This is a genomic window from Streptomyces sp. JH002 (assembly GCF_050916115.1).
In the GTDB taxonomy this organism is placed as follows: domain Bacteria; phylum Actinomycetota; class Actinomycetes; order Streptomycetales; family Streptomycetaceae; genus Streptomyces; species Streptomyces xiamenensis.
In genome coordinates this window covers 3,956,716-3,973,652 of record NZ_CP087989.1, presented here as the reverse complement: position 1 = coordinate 3,973,652, position 16,937 = coordinate 3,956,716, and the positions used below count along the sequence as shown (strand labels likewise).

Sequence of the window (16,937 nt, the reverse complement as noted above, 5' to 3'; positions counted from 1 at the left end):
CCCGGCATGGCCCGCCCCCGCACAATGTTCCCCGTGACCACTTCGCCCCCAGACGTCCCCCCTGGCTCCCCCGCCCCGCAGGCCAGCCCGTACATCGACCTCAGCCGCGCCGAGTGGAGCGCGCTGCGCGACCGTACGCCCCTGCCCCTCACCGCACCCGAACTCGACGCCCTGCGCGGCCTCGGTGACGTCATCGACCTCGACGAGGTACGGGAGATCTACCTCCCCCTCTCCCGTCTCCTCAACCTCCACGTCGCCGCCACCCACCAGCTCCGCAACGCCGTCAGCACCTTCCTCGGCGGCCCTCAGCCCGCCACCCCCTTCGTCATCGGCGTGGCCGGCAGCGTCGCCGTGGGCAAGTCCACCGTCTCGCGCCTGCTCCAGGCCCTCCTCGCCCGCTGGCCCGAGCACCCGCACGTCGCCCGCGTGACCACCGACGGCTTCCTGCTGCCCAAGGCGGAACTGGAACGCCGCGGCCTGATGTCCCGCAAGGGCTTCCCCGAGTCCTACGACCGCCGCGCCCTCACCCGCTTCGTCGCCGACGTGAAGGCCGGCCGCGCCGAGGTCAGCGCACCCGTGTACTCGCACCTGAGCTACGACATCGTCCCCGGCGAGCGGCTGACCGTACGCCGCCCCGACATACTGATCATCGAGGGCCTCAACGTCCTGCAGCCCGCCGCCCCCGGTCAGGTGGGGCTGGCCGACTACTTCGACTTCTCGGTGTACGTGGACGCCCGCCCCGCCGACATCGAGACCTGGTACCTGGAGCGCTTCCGCCAGCTGCGCGCCACCGCCTTCCAGAACCCGGCCTCGCACTTCCACCGGCACGCCGCCCTCCCCGAGGACGAGGCCATGGAGTACGCGCTCACCACCTGGCGCACCATCAACGAGCCGAACCTCCGCGAGAACATCGCCCCCACCCGCGGCCGCGCCACCCTGGTGCTGCAGAAGGCGGCGGACCACTCGGTCCGCCGCCTCCGCCTGCGCAAGATCTGAGGAGCTGAAGGGGGAAGAGGGAAGAGGGACAGCGACGAGGACAGACAGCCCCTCGACCCGCCCTGTCCCCGCCCTACCCCAGCGCCGACTTCACCGCGTCCGCGAGGCCCGACGCGACCGCCCGCGCCTGCGCCGCGTCCGCCGCCTCCACCATCACCCGTACCAGCGGCTCCGTCCCCGAGGGCCGCAGCAGGACCCGCCCGGTCGCCCCGAGCTGGCGCTCCGCGTCCGTCACCGCGTCCGCCAGCTCGGGGGAACGGCCCACCCGCGCCTTGTCCACGTCCGGCACATTGATCAGCACCTGCGGCAGGCGCTCCATCACGGTGCCCAGATCGGCCAGTGTCCGTCCGGTGTCCGCCACCCGCGCCGCCAGCAGTAGCCCGGTCAGCGTGCCGTCCCCGGTCGTCGCGTGGTCCGTGACGATGACGTGCCCGGACTGCTCGCCGCCCAGCGCGTACCCGCCGCGCCGCATCTCCTCCAGCACGTAGCGGTCCCCCACCGAGGTCTGGAGCAGCCGCAGCCCCTCGCGCTCCATCGCCAGGGACAGACCGAGGTTCGACATCACCGTCGCGACCACCGTGTCCTCGCGCAGCGTGCCGGCCTCCCGCATCGCCACCCCGAGCACGGCGAGGATCTGGTCGCCGTCGATGTCCCGCCCCGCCGCGTCCACGGCCAGGCAGCGGTCGGCGTCCCCGTCCACCGCGATGCCGAGATCGGCGCCGTGCTCCACCACGGCCGCCCGCAGCGGCTCCAGGTGGGTGGAGCCGCAGCCCTCGTTGATGTTGAGCCCGTCCGGGTCCGCGCCGATCGCCACCACCTCGGCGCCGGCGCGCGCGAACGCGCCCGGTGCCACCAGGGCGGCCGCACCGTGCGCCGTGTCGATCACGATCTTCAGCCCGTCGAGCCGGTTGGGGAGCGCGCCCACGAGGTGCGTCACATAGTCGTCGGCCCCGGCCCCGTACTCGGTGACCCGGCCGACCCCGGCACCCACCGGCCGGTCCCACGGCTCGCCCGCCGCGTGCGCGTGGTAGGCGGCCTCGATCCGGTCCTCCAGGGCGTCCGCGAGCTTGTGCCCGCCGCGCGCGAAGAACTTGATGCCGTTGTCCGGCATCGGGTTGTGGCTCGCCGACAGCATCACGCCGAAGGCGGCGTCCAGCGAGCCGGTCAGGTACGCGACGGCCGGGGTCGGCAGGACGCCCACCCGCACCACGTTCACCCCGGCGCTGGCAAGCCCGGCCACCACCGCCGCCTCGAGAAACTCCCCGGATGCCCGTGGGTCGCGCCCGACCACCGCCGTGGGCCGACCGTCACCGGCACTGTCCCCGCTGAGCACGCCCGCCGCCGCCACGGACAGCCCGAGGGCCATCTCGGCCGTCAGATCCGCGTTGGCGATTCCGCGTACCCCGTCGGTACCGAAGAGTCGTCCCACTGTCATTCCTCCACGTTCACAAGGCTGACCCGCGTCGTTAACCTTATAAAAGAACGCCCCGACAGCGCGTGAGCACTGTCGGGGCGTCAGCAGCAATCGGGTTAGCGCTTGCTGTACTGGGTACCCTTACGGGCCTTCTTCAGACCGGCCTTCTTGCGCTCGACGGCGCGGGCGTCACGGGTCAGGAAGCCGGCCTTCTTCAGCGCGGCGCGGTTGTTCTCCACGTCGGCCTCGTTCAGCGCCCGGGCGACACCCAGACGCAGCGCACCGGCCTGGCCGGAGATGCCGCCACCGGAGATGCGCGCGACCACGTCGTAGCGCTCGTCCAGCTCGAGCACCTTGAACGGCTCGTTGACTTCCTGCTGGTGCACCTTGTTGGGGAAGTACCCCTCCAGGGTGCGACCGTTGATCTTCCACTTGCCGGTGCCCGGCAGAATGCGCACGCGGGCGATGGCGTTCTTGCGCCGGCCGGTGCCGGCGCCCGGGAGCGGCTCGCCGAAGCGCTCGGCGAACTCCTCGTCGGAGGTCGCGAACTCCTCCGGCGCGCTCTCGGTGGTGTACTCCTGGACCTCGGGCACCTCGGTGTCGATGGTCTCGTCAGTGGTGGGCTCGGCCACGATGCTCCTCAGATTCTTTTCGTCTTAGGGGGTGGCCGGGACTACTGCGCGACCTGGGTGATCTCGAACGGGACCGGCTGCTGAGCAGCGTGCGGGTGCTGGTCACCCGCGTAGACCTTCAGCTTCGAGAAAACCTGACGGCCGAGCGAGTTCTTCGGGAGCATGCCCTTGATGGCCTTCTCGACGGCCTTCTCCGGGCTCTTCTCCAGCAGCTCGTCGTAGCGGATGGACCGCAGACCACCCGGGTAACCGGAGTGGCGGTAGGCCAGCTTCTGGGTCCGCTTGTTGCCGGACAGGTGCACCTTCTCGGCGTTGATGATGATGACGAAGTCACCCGTGTCAACGTGAGGGGCGTACACCGGCTTGTGCTTGCCCCGCAGAAGGGTGGCGGCCTGTGAGGCCAGGCGGCCCAGGACGACGTCGGTGGCGTCGATGACGTGCCACTGACGCTGCACGTCTCCGGGCTTGGGGCTGTACGTACGCACGGTCGTAGCCTTCGCTTCTTCAGTGAATGGGTCCTGACAAGGCCACCCGGTGATCACAGCACCGCCCGCACCCGGTGACGCATACCGGAAGCGGGACCGCTGGAAACCGACCAGATAGACCGGCGCAAGGCCCCTCACGTGAGAACGAGCAAGCCAAACGCATTCAGCCAGGCAGATTACCGTCACCGCACCGCACCGGTCAAAACGCGGGCTCCCCGGCTACCGCTCCCGCACGACCCGTCGCTCGTCCCACACCGGCTCGGACGTCTCCCTTACCACACCGTCCGAGCCGAAGACGAGATAGCGGTCGAAGGACCGCGCGAACCACCGGTCGTGGGTGACGGCCAGCACCGTCCCCTCGTACGCCTCCAGGCCGGCCTGGAGAGCCTCGGCGCTCTCCAGGTCCAGGTTGTCGGTCGGCTCGTCCAGCAGCAGCGCCGTGCTGCCCTCCAGCTCCAGCAGGAGGATCTGGAAGCGCGCCTGCTGCCCGCCCGACAGGCGCTCGAAGCGCTGCTCGGCCTGCCGGTCCAGCTCGTAGCGGCGCAGCGCGGACATGGCCGGGCCGCGCGCCTTGGCGTGCTCGGTCCACAGGATGTCCAGCAGCGTCCGCCCGAGCAGCTCGGGGTGGGCGTGGGTCTGGGCGAAATGCCCGGGCACCACCCGTGCCCCCAGCTTCCAGGCCCCGCTGTGAGTGACCTCTCCCCCGCCCAGCAGCCGCAGGAAGTGCGACTTCCCGGACCCGTTCGAGCCGAGGACGGCCACCCGCTCCCCGTAGAACACCTCAAGATCGAACGGCCGCATCAGCCCGGTCAGCTCCAGGCCCTGACAGGTGACGGCCCGCAGCCCGGTACGGCCGCCGCGCAGCCGCATGCGGATGTCCTGGCGGCGCGGCGGCTCCTGCGGCGGGCCGGCCTCCTCGAACTTCCGCAGCCGCGTCTGCGCCGCCTTATAGCGACTCGCCATCTCATCGCTGCGCGAGGCGTACTGCCGCATGTCCACGACCAGCTTCTTCAGCTGGGCCCGCTTCTCGTCCCAGCGGCGCCGCAGCTCCTCGAACCGCTCGAACCGCTTCTCGCGGGCCTCGTGGTACGTCGCGAAGCCGCCGCCGTGCACCCACACGTCCGACCCGGCGGGCCCCGGCTCCACACTGATGATCTTCTCGGCGGCCCGGGCGAGCAGCTCACGGTCGTGGGAGACGAACAGCACGGTCTTGCGGGTCTCCCGCAGCCGCTCCTCCAGCCAGCGCTTGCCCGGCACGTCCAGATAGTTGTCCGGCTCGTCCAGCAGCAGCACCTGCTCGGGGCCGCGCAGCAGCGCCTCCAGCACCAGCCGCTTCTGCTCCCCGCCGGACAGGGTGCGCACCTGCCGCCACTGGGCCCGCTCGTAGGGCACGCCGAGCGCCGCCGTGGTGCAGATGTCCCACAGCGTCTCGGCCTCGTACCCGCGCGCCTCGCCCCAGTCGGCGAGCGCCTGCGCGTACGCCATCTGCGCGTCCTCGTCGTCCCGCGTCATGACGGCCAGCTCGGCCTCGTCCACGGCCCCGGCCGCCGCGCGCAGCGGGGGCGGGGAGACGGACACCAGCAGGTCCCGTACGGTCCGCTCGTCCCGCACACTGCCGACGAACTGCGGCATGACGGCCAGGCCGCCACTGACAGTGACGCCGCCTGCCTGCGGGGTCAGCTCACCGCCGATCAGCCGCAGCAGGGTGGTCTTGCCGGCCCCGTTCCCCCCGACGAGGGCGACGGCGGCCCCTTCCCCCACCCGGAACGACACATCGTCGAGCAGCACCCGCCCATCGGCCAGCACGTACTCCAGATGCGCCACCTCAACATGCCCCATGCCCCCATGCTCCCAGCCGGGAGAGGCCGACCCAACCGGGTTTCGGCTCATACCCTCAACATGAAGCACATTCAAGATGGCCAATATGTCTCACTGAACGCACAAGTTGATCACTTTTCACTTACTCTCATCACCATGACACGACAGATGGATATCAGACATTCTTATGTCATATCGAGATATGGCGTCTTCGCTACGGCCCTGGCCCTGGCGATCGCCCCTCAGGTTCTCGCCCCCGCGCCCGCCGCGGCGGGAACCAGCGACACAATCCGGGTGAGTGCGGAAAGCAGCCGCCCTCCGCTGCCCACTGTCGTGAGTGACGTATTCCCGGACGGCACCAACGGCTGGCCCGCCGACACCGGCTCGCTCCGTCAGCCGGGGGCCTTTGTCCTGGGCCCCAACGGAGCCGACAACGTCGTCGCCTTCACCTATTCGACCTTCACCAGCGGGCCCCGCACCATCGAAGTCGAACCTGGCGAAAGTGCCGAAATATGGCTCACTCCCACCCTGACGGGCCCGAACCATCTCAACGTCTTCAGCATCGACGATGAGGGTCGCCGATCGGACACCTACACCTACCTCTTCTACGTCAACCCTTAGCAACGACACCCTCGCCTGGCCGCCGCTAGGATTCGTGCATGAGTTTTGGGCAGGGAGCACCCGGGTGGGGTCAGCAGGGAGCTCCGGACTGGGGCGCGCTCGCCGTTGAGGCGGAGCGGAAGCGGCGGCGCAAGCGGATGTTCGTCGTCGGGGGCGGCGTGCTCGCCGCGCTGGCTGTGGGAACCGTCGTCGCGCTCGCCATCGTGCGGCAGGACGGCGGGTCCGACGGGCAGGCGGGCGGGGACAGCGGCGGGCAGACCGCCGACACCAGCACCGACGCCACCGCCAGCCCCACCGCCGATCCCTCGTTCGAGGAGACGCGTCTTCCCCCGCTGCCCAAGCCGCGCGAGTTCATAGCGGATGCCGACAAGGACCTCGCGCCCTTTACGGCCGACGAGTTCTACGCGGGCGAGACCATGACCGTCGAGGGCCGCGAGTACACCAAGACCGGCACCGACGCCACCGAGGACTGCACCGAGGGCGTCAGCGCCGAGCTGGGTGCTGTGCTCACCGAACACGGCTGTGCCGCCCTGCTGCGCGCCACCTTCACCGGCTCGGGGGCCGCCGTGACGGTCGGCGTCGCCCAGTTCCCCTCCGAGGACGACGCCGTGGCGGCGAACGCCGCCTACACGCGCAACCTGCTGCCGCTCACCGCGGGCGACAGCCCCGAGTTCTGCCAGCGCGGCGGCTGCCGTACCACCACCAACCAGGTGGGCCGCTACGCCTACTTCACGATCGCGGGCAACAGCGACGGCACCCCCGACAGCGGCGACGGCACCGTGGCCCAGCAGGCGGCCCGGGACGGCAACGACCACGCCTTCTCCCGCATCATCCTGCGCGGCGAGACCCAGGCGTCCGCCTCGGCCTCCGCCCTCGTCGAGGAGCGCCGCAACAACAGCTAGCGCGTCGCCCCCGAACCTGAACGCCGCGCGGGTGCGGGCGGTCAGCCGCTGATGCCGTCCACGACGGTGGTCAGGTTGTGGTCGAAGGTCTCCCGGGCGTCGAGGTGGGCACCTTCGATGACGAGCCGGGCGACGGTGGGGTATCTGCCGGTGTCGAGCATGCGGGTGAGGTAGGGGCCGAGAGCGGCCTGGAAGGCGGCCTCGTCGGTGCCACTGGCGCGGGCGGTACGCCGCTCGGTGACCTCTGTGCGGACCGCTCCGACGAGGAAGGCGTTGAGGGCGCCCACCGCCCGCTGGAGATCGTCGATGCCGCGTACGCCCGGAGCCTGGCTCAGCGCCGCCGCGGTCGCCTCGCCGACGGCGAGCGCGTGGGGGCCCAGGTGGGGCCTGCCGCCGAGCAGGTCGGCGAACCACTCGTGTGCGAGGGCGGCGTCACGGGTCGCGTGGGCGATGGCCAGCACGGTGGCGCGCCACGCGGACCGCCGGCCGGCCTCGGCGATACCGGCGTAGACGACGTCGACCATCAGGTCGAGGAGTTCGGACCGGTTGCCCACGTAGTCGTAGAGCCGCATCGGACCGACCCCGAGTTCCTTGGCGAGCTTGCGGACGGACAGGCCCTCCAGGCCGTCCGCGTCGGCGAGCCGGATCGCCGCCGCCGCGATCTTCTCGCGGCTCAACGGCACCGGCGCCGCGCGTGGCTGAGGTTCGGGCCGTTCCCAGACGGACATCCATTCGCTACCGTACGGTGTATTCACTAATACAGTGTACGGCAAGGAGATGGGGATGGGCATGCGCGTGGCGATAGCCGGCGGCGGGCTGGGCGGGCTGACCCTGGCGCGGATTCTGCGCCGGCACGGCATCGACGCGGTGGTGTACGAGCGCGAGACGAGCCGGTCGGCGCGCCCGCAGGGCGGCTCCCTCGATCTGCACCCGGAGTCCGGCCAACAGGCCCTGGCCGCGGCGGGCCTGGCCGGCCGGTTCCGCTCGCGGGCGCGCCCCGAGGGCGAGGAACATCGCCTTCTCGATCCGAGCGGACGCACCCTGGTCCACCATGTGCCGGACCCCGGCTCGTTCTCCGGACGTCCCGAGATCGACCGGGGCGTCCTGCGTGATCTGCTGCTCGACAGTCTCCCCGGTGACGCGGTGCGGTGGGGGCGCCGCCTGACCGCGGCGAGCCCCCGACCCGGCGGGGGCTGGGAACTGACCTTCCAGGACGGCCACCGCTCCGGCTGCGACCTCCTCGTCGGCGCGGACGGCGCCCGCTCGGTCGTCCGCCCGCTGCTGGCCGACGTACGGCTGTCCCACGTGGCGACCCTCGTGGAACTGACCGTCGTGGACGCCGACCGGCGCCGTCCCGACCTCGCCGAGCTGGTCGGCCCCGGAAACCTCTGGTGCGTCGGCGGGCAGCGGATCCTGGCGGCGCAACGCCTGGGGGACGGCAGCCTCCGGATCGGGATCACGATGCGTCCGGACGGCCGCCCTCTCGACACCTGGCGCGACAAGCGCGCCCTGCTGGATCTGTTCGGCGACTGGGACCCGAGGCTGACCGCGCTCATCGAAGCCGGGGACGGCACGCCCGCGCCGCGCGCGATCGAAGCGATGCCCACCGGAACACGCTGGCCCGGCCGACCGGGTGTCACCCTCATCGGTGACGCCGCCCACCTCATGCCACCGGTCGGCGAGGGGGCCAACCAGGCCATGCTCGACGGCGCCGAACTCGCCGCCCGGCTCGCCGCCGGCCCCGCCGGCCCCGAGGAGGCGATCCGGGCTTACGAGGAGGGGATGTTCACCAGGATCGGCCCCATCGCCGAGATGTCCGCCCGGATCCAGGCGATGATGCTGTCCCCCACCGCGGCGGCGGATCTCGTCCGCTTCTTCACCACGGGGCCCGCCGAACCCGCCCCCGCGGGCTGAGATCGCCGGCGCCCCATCGGGGCCGAGCCATCGCGTCTAGCAGCAGCCCGCCGACGCCGGGAGGGTGCGTACGTTGCGCGCCTCCCGGCTGCGGGCCGCCAGCAGGTCGTCCGCCGGGTAGCCGACCTCCTCCAGGGTCAGCCCGTGCGGGCGCACCACGTGCACCGCCGAGTCGCGCACCCCGGCCGCCAGCACCTTCCCCGGCCACTCGGGGTCCCGGTGCCCGTCCCCCACGAACAGCAGGGCGCCCACCAGGGAGCGCACCATGTTGTGGCAGAACGCGTCCGCCTCCACGGTGCCCTCCAGCACCCCGTCGGCGCCGCGCTCCCAGCTGAGCCGGCGCAGCGTACGGATCGTCGTCGCGCCCTCGCGCCGCTTGCAGTACGCCGCGAAGTCGTGTTCGCCCAGCAGCCGCTGGGAGGCGGCGTCCATCGCCGCCATGTCCAGCGGCCAGTTGTGCCACAGCACATGGCCGCGCCGCAGCGGGTCCACCCCGCCCGGATGGTCGCTCACCCGGTAGACGTACCGGCGCCAGATCGCCGAGAAGCGCGCGTCGAAATCCGCCGGGGCGCGGGAGACCCGGCGCACCCGTACGTCCTGCGGCAGCCGGCCGGTCAGGCGGCGGTGCAGGTTCTCCCGCTGCTCCTCCCACACCTCCGCCGGCAGGTCCACGTGGGCCACCTGGCCGCGCGCGTGCACCCCGGCGTCGGTACGGCCGGCCACCGTCAGCTCGTACCCCCGCGCCGAGCGGGTGACGACCCGCAGCGCCTCCTCCAGCTCCTCCTGTACGGTGCGCCGCCCCCGCTGGCGCGCCCAGCCGGAGAACGCCGCGCCGTCGTAGGACACGTCAAGACGTACCCGAACCGTCTCGGACACCCGCTACTTCCTCTCCTCCGCACGCCCCACATGGCGCTGGGCCTGTCTCCCCCGAAAGGGTGACAGGCCCAGCGGCACAGACCAACCAGGACCGGAATCAGGCCTCGGTCTCGTCCTTCTTCTCCTCGGCCTTGGCCTCGGCCGGAGCCTCGGTCGCCTCGGCGGCCTCGGTCGCCTCGGTCTCCTTCACCGAACGCTTGGTGGCGGCCTCGGCCTCGCCGACCGCCTCCTGCTGCACGGTGAGGGCCTCCACCAGCTCGATCACGGCCATGGGGGCGTTGTCCCCGCGGCGGTTGCCGATCTTGGTGATCCGGGTGTAGCCGCCCGGACGGTTCGCGAACTGCGGACCGATCTCGGTGAAGAGGGTGTGCACGACGCTCTTGTCGGTGACGGTGCGCATCACCTGACGACGGTTGTGCAGGTCGCCCTTCTTCGCCTTGGTGATCAGCCGCTCGGCGACCGGACGCAGCCGGCGGGCCTTGGCGACCGTGGTGGTGATCCGGCCGTGCTCGAACAGCGCGGTGGCGAGGTTCGCCAGCATGAGCCGCTCGTGGGCGGGGCCGCCACCGAGCCGGGCACCCTTCGTGGGCTTCGGCATGGTCTGTCTCCTTCATCTGTCTGCACCGGCCGTGTCAGGTACCGGTGTCAGGGCGCCACTGGTCAGCAGTGGCCACTGTCAGCCGCGAGGGCCGCTCAGTACCGCTCTGTCAGTACTGCTCGGTCTCCGCGAAGCCCGTGTCCCCGTCGTCCTCGGCCCCGAAGGCGTCGGCGGCGGTGGTCGGGTCGAATCCGGGCGGGCTGTCCTTGAGGGCCAGGCCCATGCCGGCCAGCTTCGCCTTGACCTCGTCGATCGACTTGGCACCGAAGTTCCGGATGTCCAGCAGATCGGCCTCGGAGCGGGCCACCAGCTCGCCCACCGAGTGGATGCCCTCACGCTTGAGGCAGTTGTAGGAGCGGACGGTCAGCTCCAGCTCCTCGATCGGCAGCGCCAGGTCGGCGGCGAGCGCCGCGTCGGTCGGCGAGGGGCCCATGTCGATGCCCTCGGCGTCGACGTTCAGCTCACGCGCCAGGCCGAACAGCTCGACCAGGGTCTTGCCGGCGGACGCCATGGCGTCGCGCGGACGCATGGCCTCCTTGGTCTCGACGTCGACGACCAGCTTGTCGAAGTCGGTGCGCTGCTCCACACGGGTGGCCTCGACCTTGTAGGTCACCTTCAGCACCGGGCTGTAGATCGAGTCGACCGGGATCCGGCCGATCTCCTGGCCCGCCGCCTTGTTCTGGACGGCGGAGACGTAGCCGCGACCGCGCTCGACGGTCAGCTCCATCTCCAGCTTGCCCTTGTTGTTCAGGGTCGCCAGCACCAGGTCGGGGTTGTGAACCTCGACCCCGGCCGGCGGGGCGATGTCGGCCGCGGTCACCAGGCCGGGACCCTGCTTGCGCAGGTACATCACCACGGGCTCGTCGTGCTCCGAGGAGACGACCAGCTGCTTGATGTTGAGGATGAGGTCGGTCACATCCTCCTTGACGCCCGGCACGGTGGAGAACTCGTGCAGCACGCCGTCGACACGGATGCTGGTGACGGCCGCACCCGGGATGGAGGACAGCAGGGTGCGCCGCAGGGAGTTACCGAGCGTGTACCCGAAGCCGGGCTCCAGCGGCTCGATCACGAACCGGGAGCGGAACTCGTCGACGACCTCTTCGGTCAAAGAGGGACGCTGAGCGATCAGCATGAAAAGAACTCCAGTCTTCGGCACCCACTATTTGATGCCGAGCCCGACAGCGGTGTCCGACAGCCGGAACACCGCACGATGTGTTTCAAGAGTACGGGCGGAGCCCCCGGTCTCCCCGGGTGACTCCGCCCACACCACTACTTGGAGTACAGCTCCACGATCAGCTGCTCCTGCACCTGGGTGTCGATCACCTGGCGTTCGGGCAGCGCGTGCACCAGCACCCGCAGACGCGACGGAATGGACTCCAGCCACGCCGGCACGGTCTTGTCGCCGGCCTCGGCCTTGGCGACCTCGAACGGCGTCAGGTTACGGGAGGACTCCCGCACCTCGACGATGTCGCTCGGGGACACCCGCGCCGAGGGGATGTCGTTCTTCCGGCCGTTCAGCAGGATGTGGCCGTGCCGCACCAGCTGACGGGCGTGGTCCCGGGACTTGGCGAAGCCGGCCCGGTAGACGACGTTGTCCAGTCGCGACTCGAGGATCCGCAGCAGGTTCTCGCCAGTCTTGCCCTGCTGCCGGTTGGCCTCGGTGTAGTAGCCGCGGAACTGCTTCTCAAGAACACCGTAGATCCGCGCGCACTTCTGCTTCTCACGCATCTGAAGCAGGTACTCGCTGTCCTTGGTGCGCCCGCGTCCGTGCTCACCCGGGGGGTAAGGACGGATTTCGATCGGGCACTTCGCGCTCTCGCACTTGCTCCCCTTGAGGAAGAGCTTCTGCTTCTCCCGACGGCATCGCTTGCAGTCGGCCCCGGTGTAACGCGCCATTGTCTATCTGTCTCCTACTTCGGCCTGGTCAGACGCGGCGGCGCTTGGGCGGGCGGCATCCGTTGTGCGGGGTGGGGGTGACGTCCTGGATGGAGCCGACCTCGAGCCCGGTCGCCTGGAGCGAGCGGATCGCGGTCTCACGGCCGGAGCCGGGGCCCTTCACGAAGACGTCAACCTTGCGCATGCCGTGCTCCTGCGCCCGCCGGGCCGCGTTCTCGGCGGCCATCTGTGCGGCGAAGGGGGTGGACTTGCGCGAGCCCTTGAAGCCGACATGGCCGGCGGAGGCCCACGAGATCACGTTCCCGGACGGGTCCGTGATCGAGACGATGGTGTTGTTGAACGTGCTCTTGATGTGAGCGTGCCCGTGGGCAACGTTCTTCTTTTCCTTGCGGCGCACCTTCTTGGCGCCAGCCGTACGGCCCTTCGGAGGCATATACACGTACTCCTGTGGAGGTGGTCGGTCCTACAACACGGACCGCTGGAACAGCGTCCGGTGCGGACTACTTCTTGCCCGGCTTCTTCTTGCCGGCGATCGCGCGACGCGGGCCCTTGCGGGTACGCGCGTTGGTCTTGGTGCGCTGACCGTGGACCGGCAGGCCGCGGCGGTGACGCAGACCCTCGTAGCAGCCGATCTCGACCTTGCGGCGGATGTCGGCCTGGATCTCGCGACGGAGGTCACCCTCGGTCTTGAGGTTGGCGTCCACGTACTCGCGGAGCTTGACGAGGTCTTCCTCGGCAAGGTCGCGCACGCGGGTGTCGGGGTTCACCCCGGTGCTGGCAAGGGTCTCCTGAGCACGGGTGCGCCCGATGCCGAAGACGTAGGTGAGGGCAACCTCGACGCGCTTTTCACGCGGGAGGTCGACGCCTGCGAGGCGTGCCATGAATGTGGCTCCTGATGGGCTCTTCGGAGGTCTTCCGCAGCACCGTTCCCGTAAGACTCACGAAGTTTTACGAGCCGGGTCCCCGGCCTCCGACCGGGGGTGTCGTCCCCGCGCTGAATGGCGAGGGGTCGGGTGTCTGCGTATCTACATATATGCGTGTCGCGGCGTCGCGCGAAGAACTGCTACGAGTACGAGGCGGTGGCGGTCTGCGTCAGCCCTGGCGCTGCTTGTGGCGCAGGTTCTCGCAAATGACCATGACCCGCCCGTGACGGCGGATCACCTTGCACTTGTCGCAGATCTTCTTGACGCTCGGCTTGACCTTCATGAGAGTGAGGTTCTCCGAGTCGGTACGAACGATCTGGATTTACTTGTAGCGGTAGACGATCCGCCCGCGGGTCAGGTCGTAGGGAGAAAGCTCCACCACGACCCGGTCGTCGGGAAGAATACGGATGTAGTGCATCCGCATCTTGCCGCTGATGTGCGCGAGGACCTGATGCCCGTTCTGGAGCTCTACCTTGAACATCGCGTTCGGCAGGGACTCGACAACAGTGCCCTCGATCTCGATGGCCCCTTGTTTTTTGGCCATACTTGAGCGCTTCACCTTCCGGGATCGGCTACCTGGACAGCCCTGAACGCATGGGTGCACCAGGACCGACCTATCACTCTACGGCACCCCACCCGAAAAGACGAATCCATGATCTTTTCCCCGGATCGGAGATCATTACGCCGCCGGATCACGCCAATGGGTCAGGGGCGGCCTGAACGCCCAGCTCGGCCAGTCGCGCCCGGCCACCGTCCGGCGCCGTCAGCACCAGCGGCCCCTCCTCGGTGAGCGCCACCGAGTGCTCCCAGTGCGCCGCCCAGCTGCCGTCGTTCGTCTTGACGGTCCACTCGTCGTCCAGCACGTGCGTCTTCGCGGTTCCCAGGGAGATCATCGGCTCGATCGCCAGGCACATCCCGGGCACCAGCTTCGGCCCGCGCCCGCGCCGTCGCTCCACGTAGTTGAGCACATGCGGGTCCATGTGCATCTCGGAGCCGATGCCGTGCCCGCCGTACTCCTCGACGATCCCGTACTTGCCCGAGGAGGGACGCGGCTGCCGCCGGATGTACCCCTCGATCGCCTTGGAGATGTCGACCAGCCTGCCGCCCTTGCGCACCGCCGCGATGCCCGCCCACAGGGACGCCTCGGTCACCCGGTCCAGCTCCCGCACCTCGGCGGAGTGGCCCTCGCCCACGAACACGGTCAGCGCCGCGTCCCCGTGCCAGCCGTCGACCACCGCGCCGGCGTCGATGGAGATGATGTCGCCGGACGCCAGCACCGTCCCGGGCCCCGGGATCCCGTGCACCACGACATCGTTCACCGAGGTGCAGATGTTGCCGGTGAAGCCCCCGTACCCCAGGAAGTTCGGCTTGGCGCCGTGCTCGCGCAGCGTGGCCGCCGCGATCTCGTCCAACTCGGCCGTGGAGGCCCCCGGCACCGCCGCCGCCGCGCACCTGCGGTGGATCTCCGCCACCACCAGCCCGGCCGCGCGCATCTTGGCGATCTGCTCGGGGGTCTTGATCTCCACCATCGGGGTTTCCCTCATCTTCGCTTCGGGCGGATCGGGGCGGCCCACACCGGGCCCCTCCCACAGTACGGCCGCAGCGCCCGCCCCAAGGCGGTCGCTGCGGCCGTCACAACGGCGGGGACACGCCCCGTACGCGCCGCGCTACGCGGCGTCCGCTTCCGGCAGCGCGGCCAGCGCGCGCTGCGTGATCTCCGGTACCGGGCCCAGGGCCGCGATGGTCACCACGAGGCCCTGCTCCCGGTAGTAGCCGATGATCGGCTCGGTCTCCTGGTGGTACAGCTCCAGGCGGTGCCGGACCGTGTCCTCCTGGTCGTCGTCGCGCTGGTACAGCTCGCCGCCGCACACGTCGCAGACACCGGGGACGGCCGGCGGCGCGTACTCCACGTGGAAGACGTGCCCGCTGTTCTTGCGGCACATCCGGCGGCCGGCGATCCGCTTGACCACCTCGTCCTCGGGAACCTCCAGGTCGAGCACGGCGGTGAGCTTGTGCCCGCCCTCGCCCAGCAGCTCGTCCAGCGCCTGCGCCTGGGCGATGTTGCGGGGGAAGCCGTCCAGCAGAAAACCGTCCCCGGCGTCCGGCTGAGCCAGCCGGTCCGCCGCCATCGCGATGGTCACCTCGTCCGGGACCAGACCACCCTCGCGCAGGATCTGCTGGACCTCGCGGCCCAGCTCCGTGCCCTGGCTGATGTTGTCCCTGAACAGGTTTCCGGTCGAGACGTGCGGAATGCCAAGACGTTCGGCGAGGAGCGCGGCCTGCGTGCCCTTGCCCGCGCCCGGCGGTCCGACGAGGACGATTCGCATCAGCGGAGGAACCCTTCGTAATTGCGCTGGTGGAGCTGGCTCTCGATCTGCCGCACCGTTTCCAGGCCGACACCCACGATGATCAGGATGGATGTGCCACCGAAGGGGAAGTCCTGCTGGGCGTTGAACATCACCAGTGCCACCGTCGGCACGAGCGCGATCAGACCCAGGTACATCGCCCCGGGCCACGTGATGCGGTTCAGCACATAGCTCAGGTATTCGACCGTGGGCCGGCCAGCCCGGATACCCGGGATGAAACCACCATACTTCTTCATGTTTTCGGCCACGTCTTCGGGGTTGAAGGTGATGGCCACGTAGAAGAACGCGAAGAAGACGATCAGCAGGAAGTAGGTGACGATGTAGTACGGGTGGTCACCACCGGTGAAGTACCGCTGCACCCAGTCCGCCCAGCCCCCGGCGTCCGCACCGGCGAACTGCACCAGCAGCTGCGGGATGTACAGCAGCGAGGACGCGAAGATCACCGGGATGACACCGGCCTGGTTGACCTTGAGCGGGATGTACGTGGAGGTGCCGCCGTACGAGCGGCGGCCGATCATGCGCTTCGCGTACTGCACCGGGATCCGGCGCTGGGCCAGCTCGACGAAGACGACCAGGCCGACCATGGCCAGACCACAGGCCACCACGACACCGAACTCGATCCAGCCGTCCGCCAGCGTGCCGGAGAGCTTGATCTGCCACAGCGCCGACGGGAAGCCGGCCGCGATGGAGACGAACATCAGCATCGACATGCCGTTGCCGATGCCGCGGTCGGTGATCAGCTCACCCATCCACATGATCAGCGCGGTGGCCGAGGTGAGGGCGATCACCATGATCACCGTGGTGAAGATGGAGTCGGAGGGGATGATGTCACCCGCGACCGTGCAGTTGGGGAAGAGGGTGCCGGAGCGGGCGGTGGCGACCAGACCGGTCGCCTGGAGCACCGCCAGGGCCATCGTCAGATAACGCGTGTACTGGGTGATCTTGGCCTGCCCCGACTGCCCCTCCTTCTTCAGGGCCTCGAGGCGGGGGATCACGACGACAAGCAGCTGCAGAATGATGCTCGCGGTGATGTACGGCATGATGCCGAGCGCAAAGATGGTCAGCTGGAGCAGAGCGCCACCACTGAACATGTTCACCAGACCGAACAGCCCGGAACCGGCCCCGCCGGCCTGGGCCTCGTCCACACACTGCTGGACGTTCTGGAAACTGACGCCGGGAACCGGAACGTGCTGTCCGAAGCGGAACAGCACCACGATGCCGAGTGTGAAGAGCAGCTTCTTGCGCAGGTCAGGCGTCCGGAACGCCCGGGCGAACGCGGTGAGCACGGTTCCTCCTGCGCCCCCCGCGGCGCGCGCGAGAGGGATGGTCTTGAAGGTCAACGGATAGAAACTGGGCACAAACTCCGCTGCCCGCCGGGCAGCGGTCGGCCCCGGTTGACGGCAACGCACGCCACCTTACCGGCGGATGCGCCAGGCCGGAACGACTGACCGGGGATGCCTCGTTCAGGCATCCCCGGTCACTCGCACTTCATGCGG

General features: G+C 69.7%; 20 protein-coding genes. 4 read left to right on the top strand and 16 right to left on the bottom strand.

Annotated elements, in window-relative coordinates:
• Positions 1 to 24: 24 nt before the first annotated feature.
• Entirely contained in the window at positions 25 to 996 is a 972-nt protein-coding gene (gene coaA, locus H7827_RS18190) for a type I pantothenate kinase (protein ID WP_046723701.1), read from the top strand.
• Between the two features lie 73 nt (positions 997 to 1,069).
• Here coaA and glmM read toward each other — a convergent pair whose 3' ends face one another.
• The 4 genes from glmM to H7827_RS18170 form a co-directional block, all read right to left on the bottom strand.
• The gene (gene glmM / locus H7827_RS18185; RefSeq protein ID WP_386541071.1) at positions 1,070 to 2,425 is read right to left on the bottom strand and encodes a phosphoglucosamine mutase; all 1,356 of its coding nucleotides are present in this window, start codon (positions 2,423 to 2,425) and stop codon (positions 1,070 to 1,072) included.
• Positions 2,426 to 2,526: 101 nt separating this feature from the next.
• Positions 2,527 to 3,042 (bottom strand): 30S ribosomal protein S9, encoded by a 516-nt coding sequence (gene rpsI / locus H7827_RS18180; RefSeq protein WP_030736219.1) that lies wholly within the window; start codon positions 3,040 to 3,042, stop codon positions 2,527 to 2,529.
• Positions 3,043 to 3,083: 41 nt separating this feature from the next.
• On the bottom strand, positions 3,084 to 3,527 hold the full coding sequence (rplM, locus tag H7827_RS18175; protein ID WP_030736222.1) for a 50S ribosomal protein L13: 444 nt from the start codon (positions 3,525 to 3,527) through the stop codon (positions 3,084 to 3,086).
• A 219-nt stretch (positions 3,528 to 3,746) separates the two neighbouring features.
• Positions 3,747 to 5,366 carry an ABC-F family ATP-binding cassette domain-containing protein gene (locus H7827_RS18170; RefSeq protein ID WP_432746531.1) on the bottom strand — a complete coding sequence of 540 codons (1,620 nt, stop codon included), beginning with the start codon at positions 5,364 to 5,366 and terminating at the stop codon, positions 3,747 to 3,749.
• A 60-nt stretch (positions 5,367 to 5,426) separates the two neighbouring features.
• Between H7827_RS18170 and H7827_RS18165 the strand changes: the two genes are divergently transcribed.
• Together H7827_RS18165 and H7827_RS18160 are read left to right on the top strand one after the other, a co-directional pair.
• A complete protein-coding gene (locus H7827_RS18165) occupies positions 5,427 to 5,966 on the top strand; it encodes a hypothetical protein (RefSeq protein WP_432746529.1) in 540 nt (179 codons plus the stop codon).
• A gap of 38 nt (positions 5,967 to 6,004) precedes the next feature.
• Positions 6,005 to 6,868: a hypothetical protein gene (locus H7827_RS18160; protein WP_432746527.1), complete on the top strand. Its 864-nt coding sequence runs from the start codon at positions 6,005 to 6,007 to the stop codon at positions 6,866 to 6,868.
• A gap of 41 nt (positions 6,869 to 6,909) precedes the next feature.
• Here H7827_RS18160 and H7827_RS18155 read toward each other — a convergent pair whose 3' ends face one another.
• On the bottom strand, positions 6,910 to 7,596 hold the full coding sequence (locus H7827_RS18155; RefSeq protein WP_432746525.1) for a TetR/AcrR family transcriptional regulator C-terminal domain-containing protein: 687 nt from the start codon (positions 7,594 to 7,596) through the stop codon (positions 6,910 to 6,912).
• 55 nt (positions 7,597 to 7,651) lie between these two features.
• Here H7827_RS18155 and H7827_RS18150 point away from each other — a divergent pair, with 55 nt between their 5' ends.
• On the top strand, positions 7,652 to 8,782 hold the full coding sequence (locus H7827_RS18150) for an FAD-dependent oxidoreductase (protein ID WP_432746523.1): 1,131 nt from the start codon (positions 7,652 to 7,654) through the stop codon (positions 8,780 to 8,782).
• A gap of 36 nt (positions 8,783 to 8,818) precedes the next feature.
• Here H7827_RS18150 and truA read toward each other — a convergent pair whose 3' ends face one another.
• The 11 genes from truA to secY all read right to left on the bottom strand — a co-directional run bounded on the left by truA (position 8,819) and on the right by secY (position 16,727).
• A complete protein-coding gene (gene truA / locus H7827_RS18145) occupies positions 8,819 to 9,658 on the bottom strand; it encodes a tRNA pseudouridine(38-40) synthase TruA (RefSeq protein ID WP_432746521.1) in 840 nt (279 codons plus the stop codon).
• Between the two features lie 97 nt (positions 9,659 to 9,755).
• Positions 9,756 to 10,256 (bottom strand): 50S ribosomal protein L17, encoded by a 501-nt coding sequence (gene rplQ / locus H7827_RS18140; RefSeq protein ID WP_432746519.1) that lies wholly within the window; start codon positions 10,254 to 10,256, stop codon positions 9,756 to 9,758.
• Positions 10,257 to 10,365: 109 nt separating this feature from the next.
• Entirely contained in the window at positions 10,366 to 11,388 is a 1,023-nt protein-coding gene (locus tag H7827_RS18135) for a DNA-directed RNA polymerase subunit alpha (RefSeq protein ID WP_386541059.1), read from the bottom strand.
• A 137-nt stretch (positions 11,389 to 11,525) separates the two neighbouring features.
• Positions 11,526 to 12,152, bottom strand: coding sequence for a 30S ribosomal protein S4 (rpsD, locus tag H7827_RS18130; protein WP_030736244.1), 627 nt, complete (start codon positions 12,150 to 12,152; stop codon positions 11,526 to 11,528).
• A gap of 28 nt (positions 12,153 to 12,180) precedes the next feature.
• The gene (gene rpsK / locus H7827_RS18125; protein ID WP_019433438.1) at positions 12,181 to 12,585 is read right to left on the bottom strand and encodes a 30S ribosomal protein S11; all 405 of its coding nucleotides are present in this window, start codon (positions 12,583 to 12,585) and stop codon (positions 12,181 to 12,183) included.
• Between the two features lie 67 nt (positions 12,586 to 12,652).
• On the bottom strand, positions 12,653 to 13,033 hold the full coding sequence (gene rpsM / locus H7827_RS18120; RefSeq protein WP_030736247.1) for a 30S ribosomal protein S13: 381 nt from the start codon (positions 13,031 to 13,033) through the stop codon (positions 12,653 to 12,655).
• Positions 13,034 to 13,244: 211 nt separating this feature from the next.
• Positions 13,245 to 13,358 carry a 50S ribosomal protein L36 gene (rpmJ, locus tag H7827_RS18115; RefSeq protein ID WP_009740505.1) on the bottom strand — a complete coding sequence of 38 codons (114 nt, stop codon included), beginning with the start codon at positions 13,356 to 13,358 and terminating at the stop codon, positions 13,245 to 13,247.
• A gap of 39 nt (positions 13,359 to 13,397) precedes the next feature.
• Positions 13,398 to 13,619, bottom strand: a complete 222-nt coding sequence (gene infA, locus H7827_RS18110; RefSeq protein WP_003948620.1) for a translation initiation factor IF-1 — start codon at positions 13,617 to 13,619, stop codon at positions 13,398 to 13,400.
• 148 nt (positions 13,620 to 13,767) lie between these two features.
• Entirely contained in the window at positions 13,768 to 14,604 is an 837-nt protein-coding gene (gene map / locus H7827_RS18105) for a type I methionyl aminopeptidase (protein WP_030736253.1), read from the bottom strand.
• 138 nt (positions 14,605 to 14,742) lie between these two features.
• Positions 14,743 to 15,402, bottom strand: a complete 660-nt coding sequence (locus tag H7827_RS18100; protein ID WP_030736256.1) for an adenylate kinase — start codon at positions 15,400 to 15,402, stop codon at positions 14,743 to 14,745.
• The gene (gene secY, locus H7827_RS18095) at positions 15,402 to 16,727 is read right to left on the bottom strand and encodes a preprotein translocase subunit SecY (protein ID WP_200366524.1); all 1,326 of its coding nucleotides are present in this window, start codon (positions 16,725 to 16,727) and stop codon (positions 15,402 to 15,404) included. The genes H7827_RS18100 and secY overlap by 1 nt, the downstream gene beginning before the upstream one ends.
• Positions 16,728 to 16,937 lie beyond the last annotated feature (210 nt).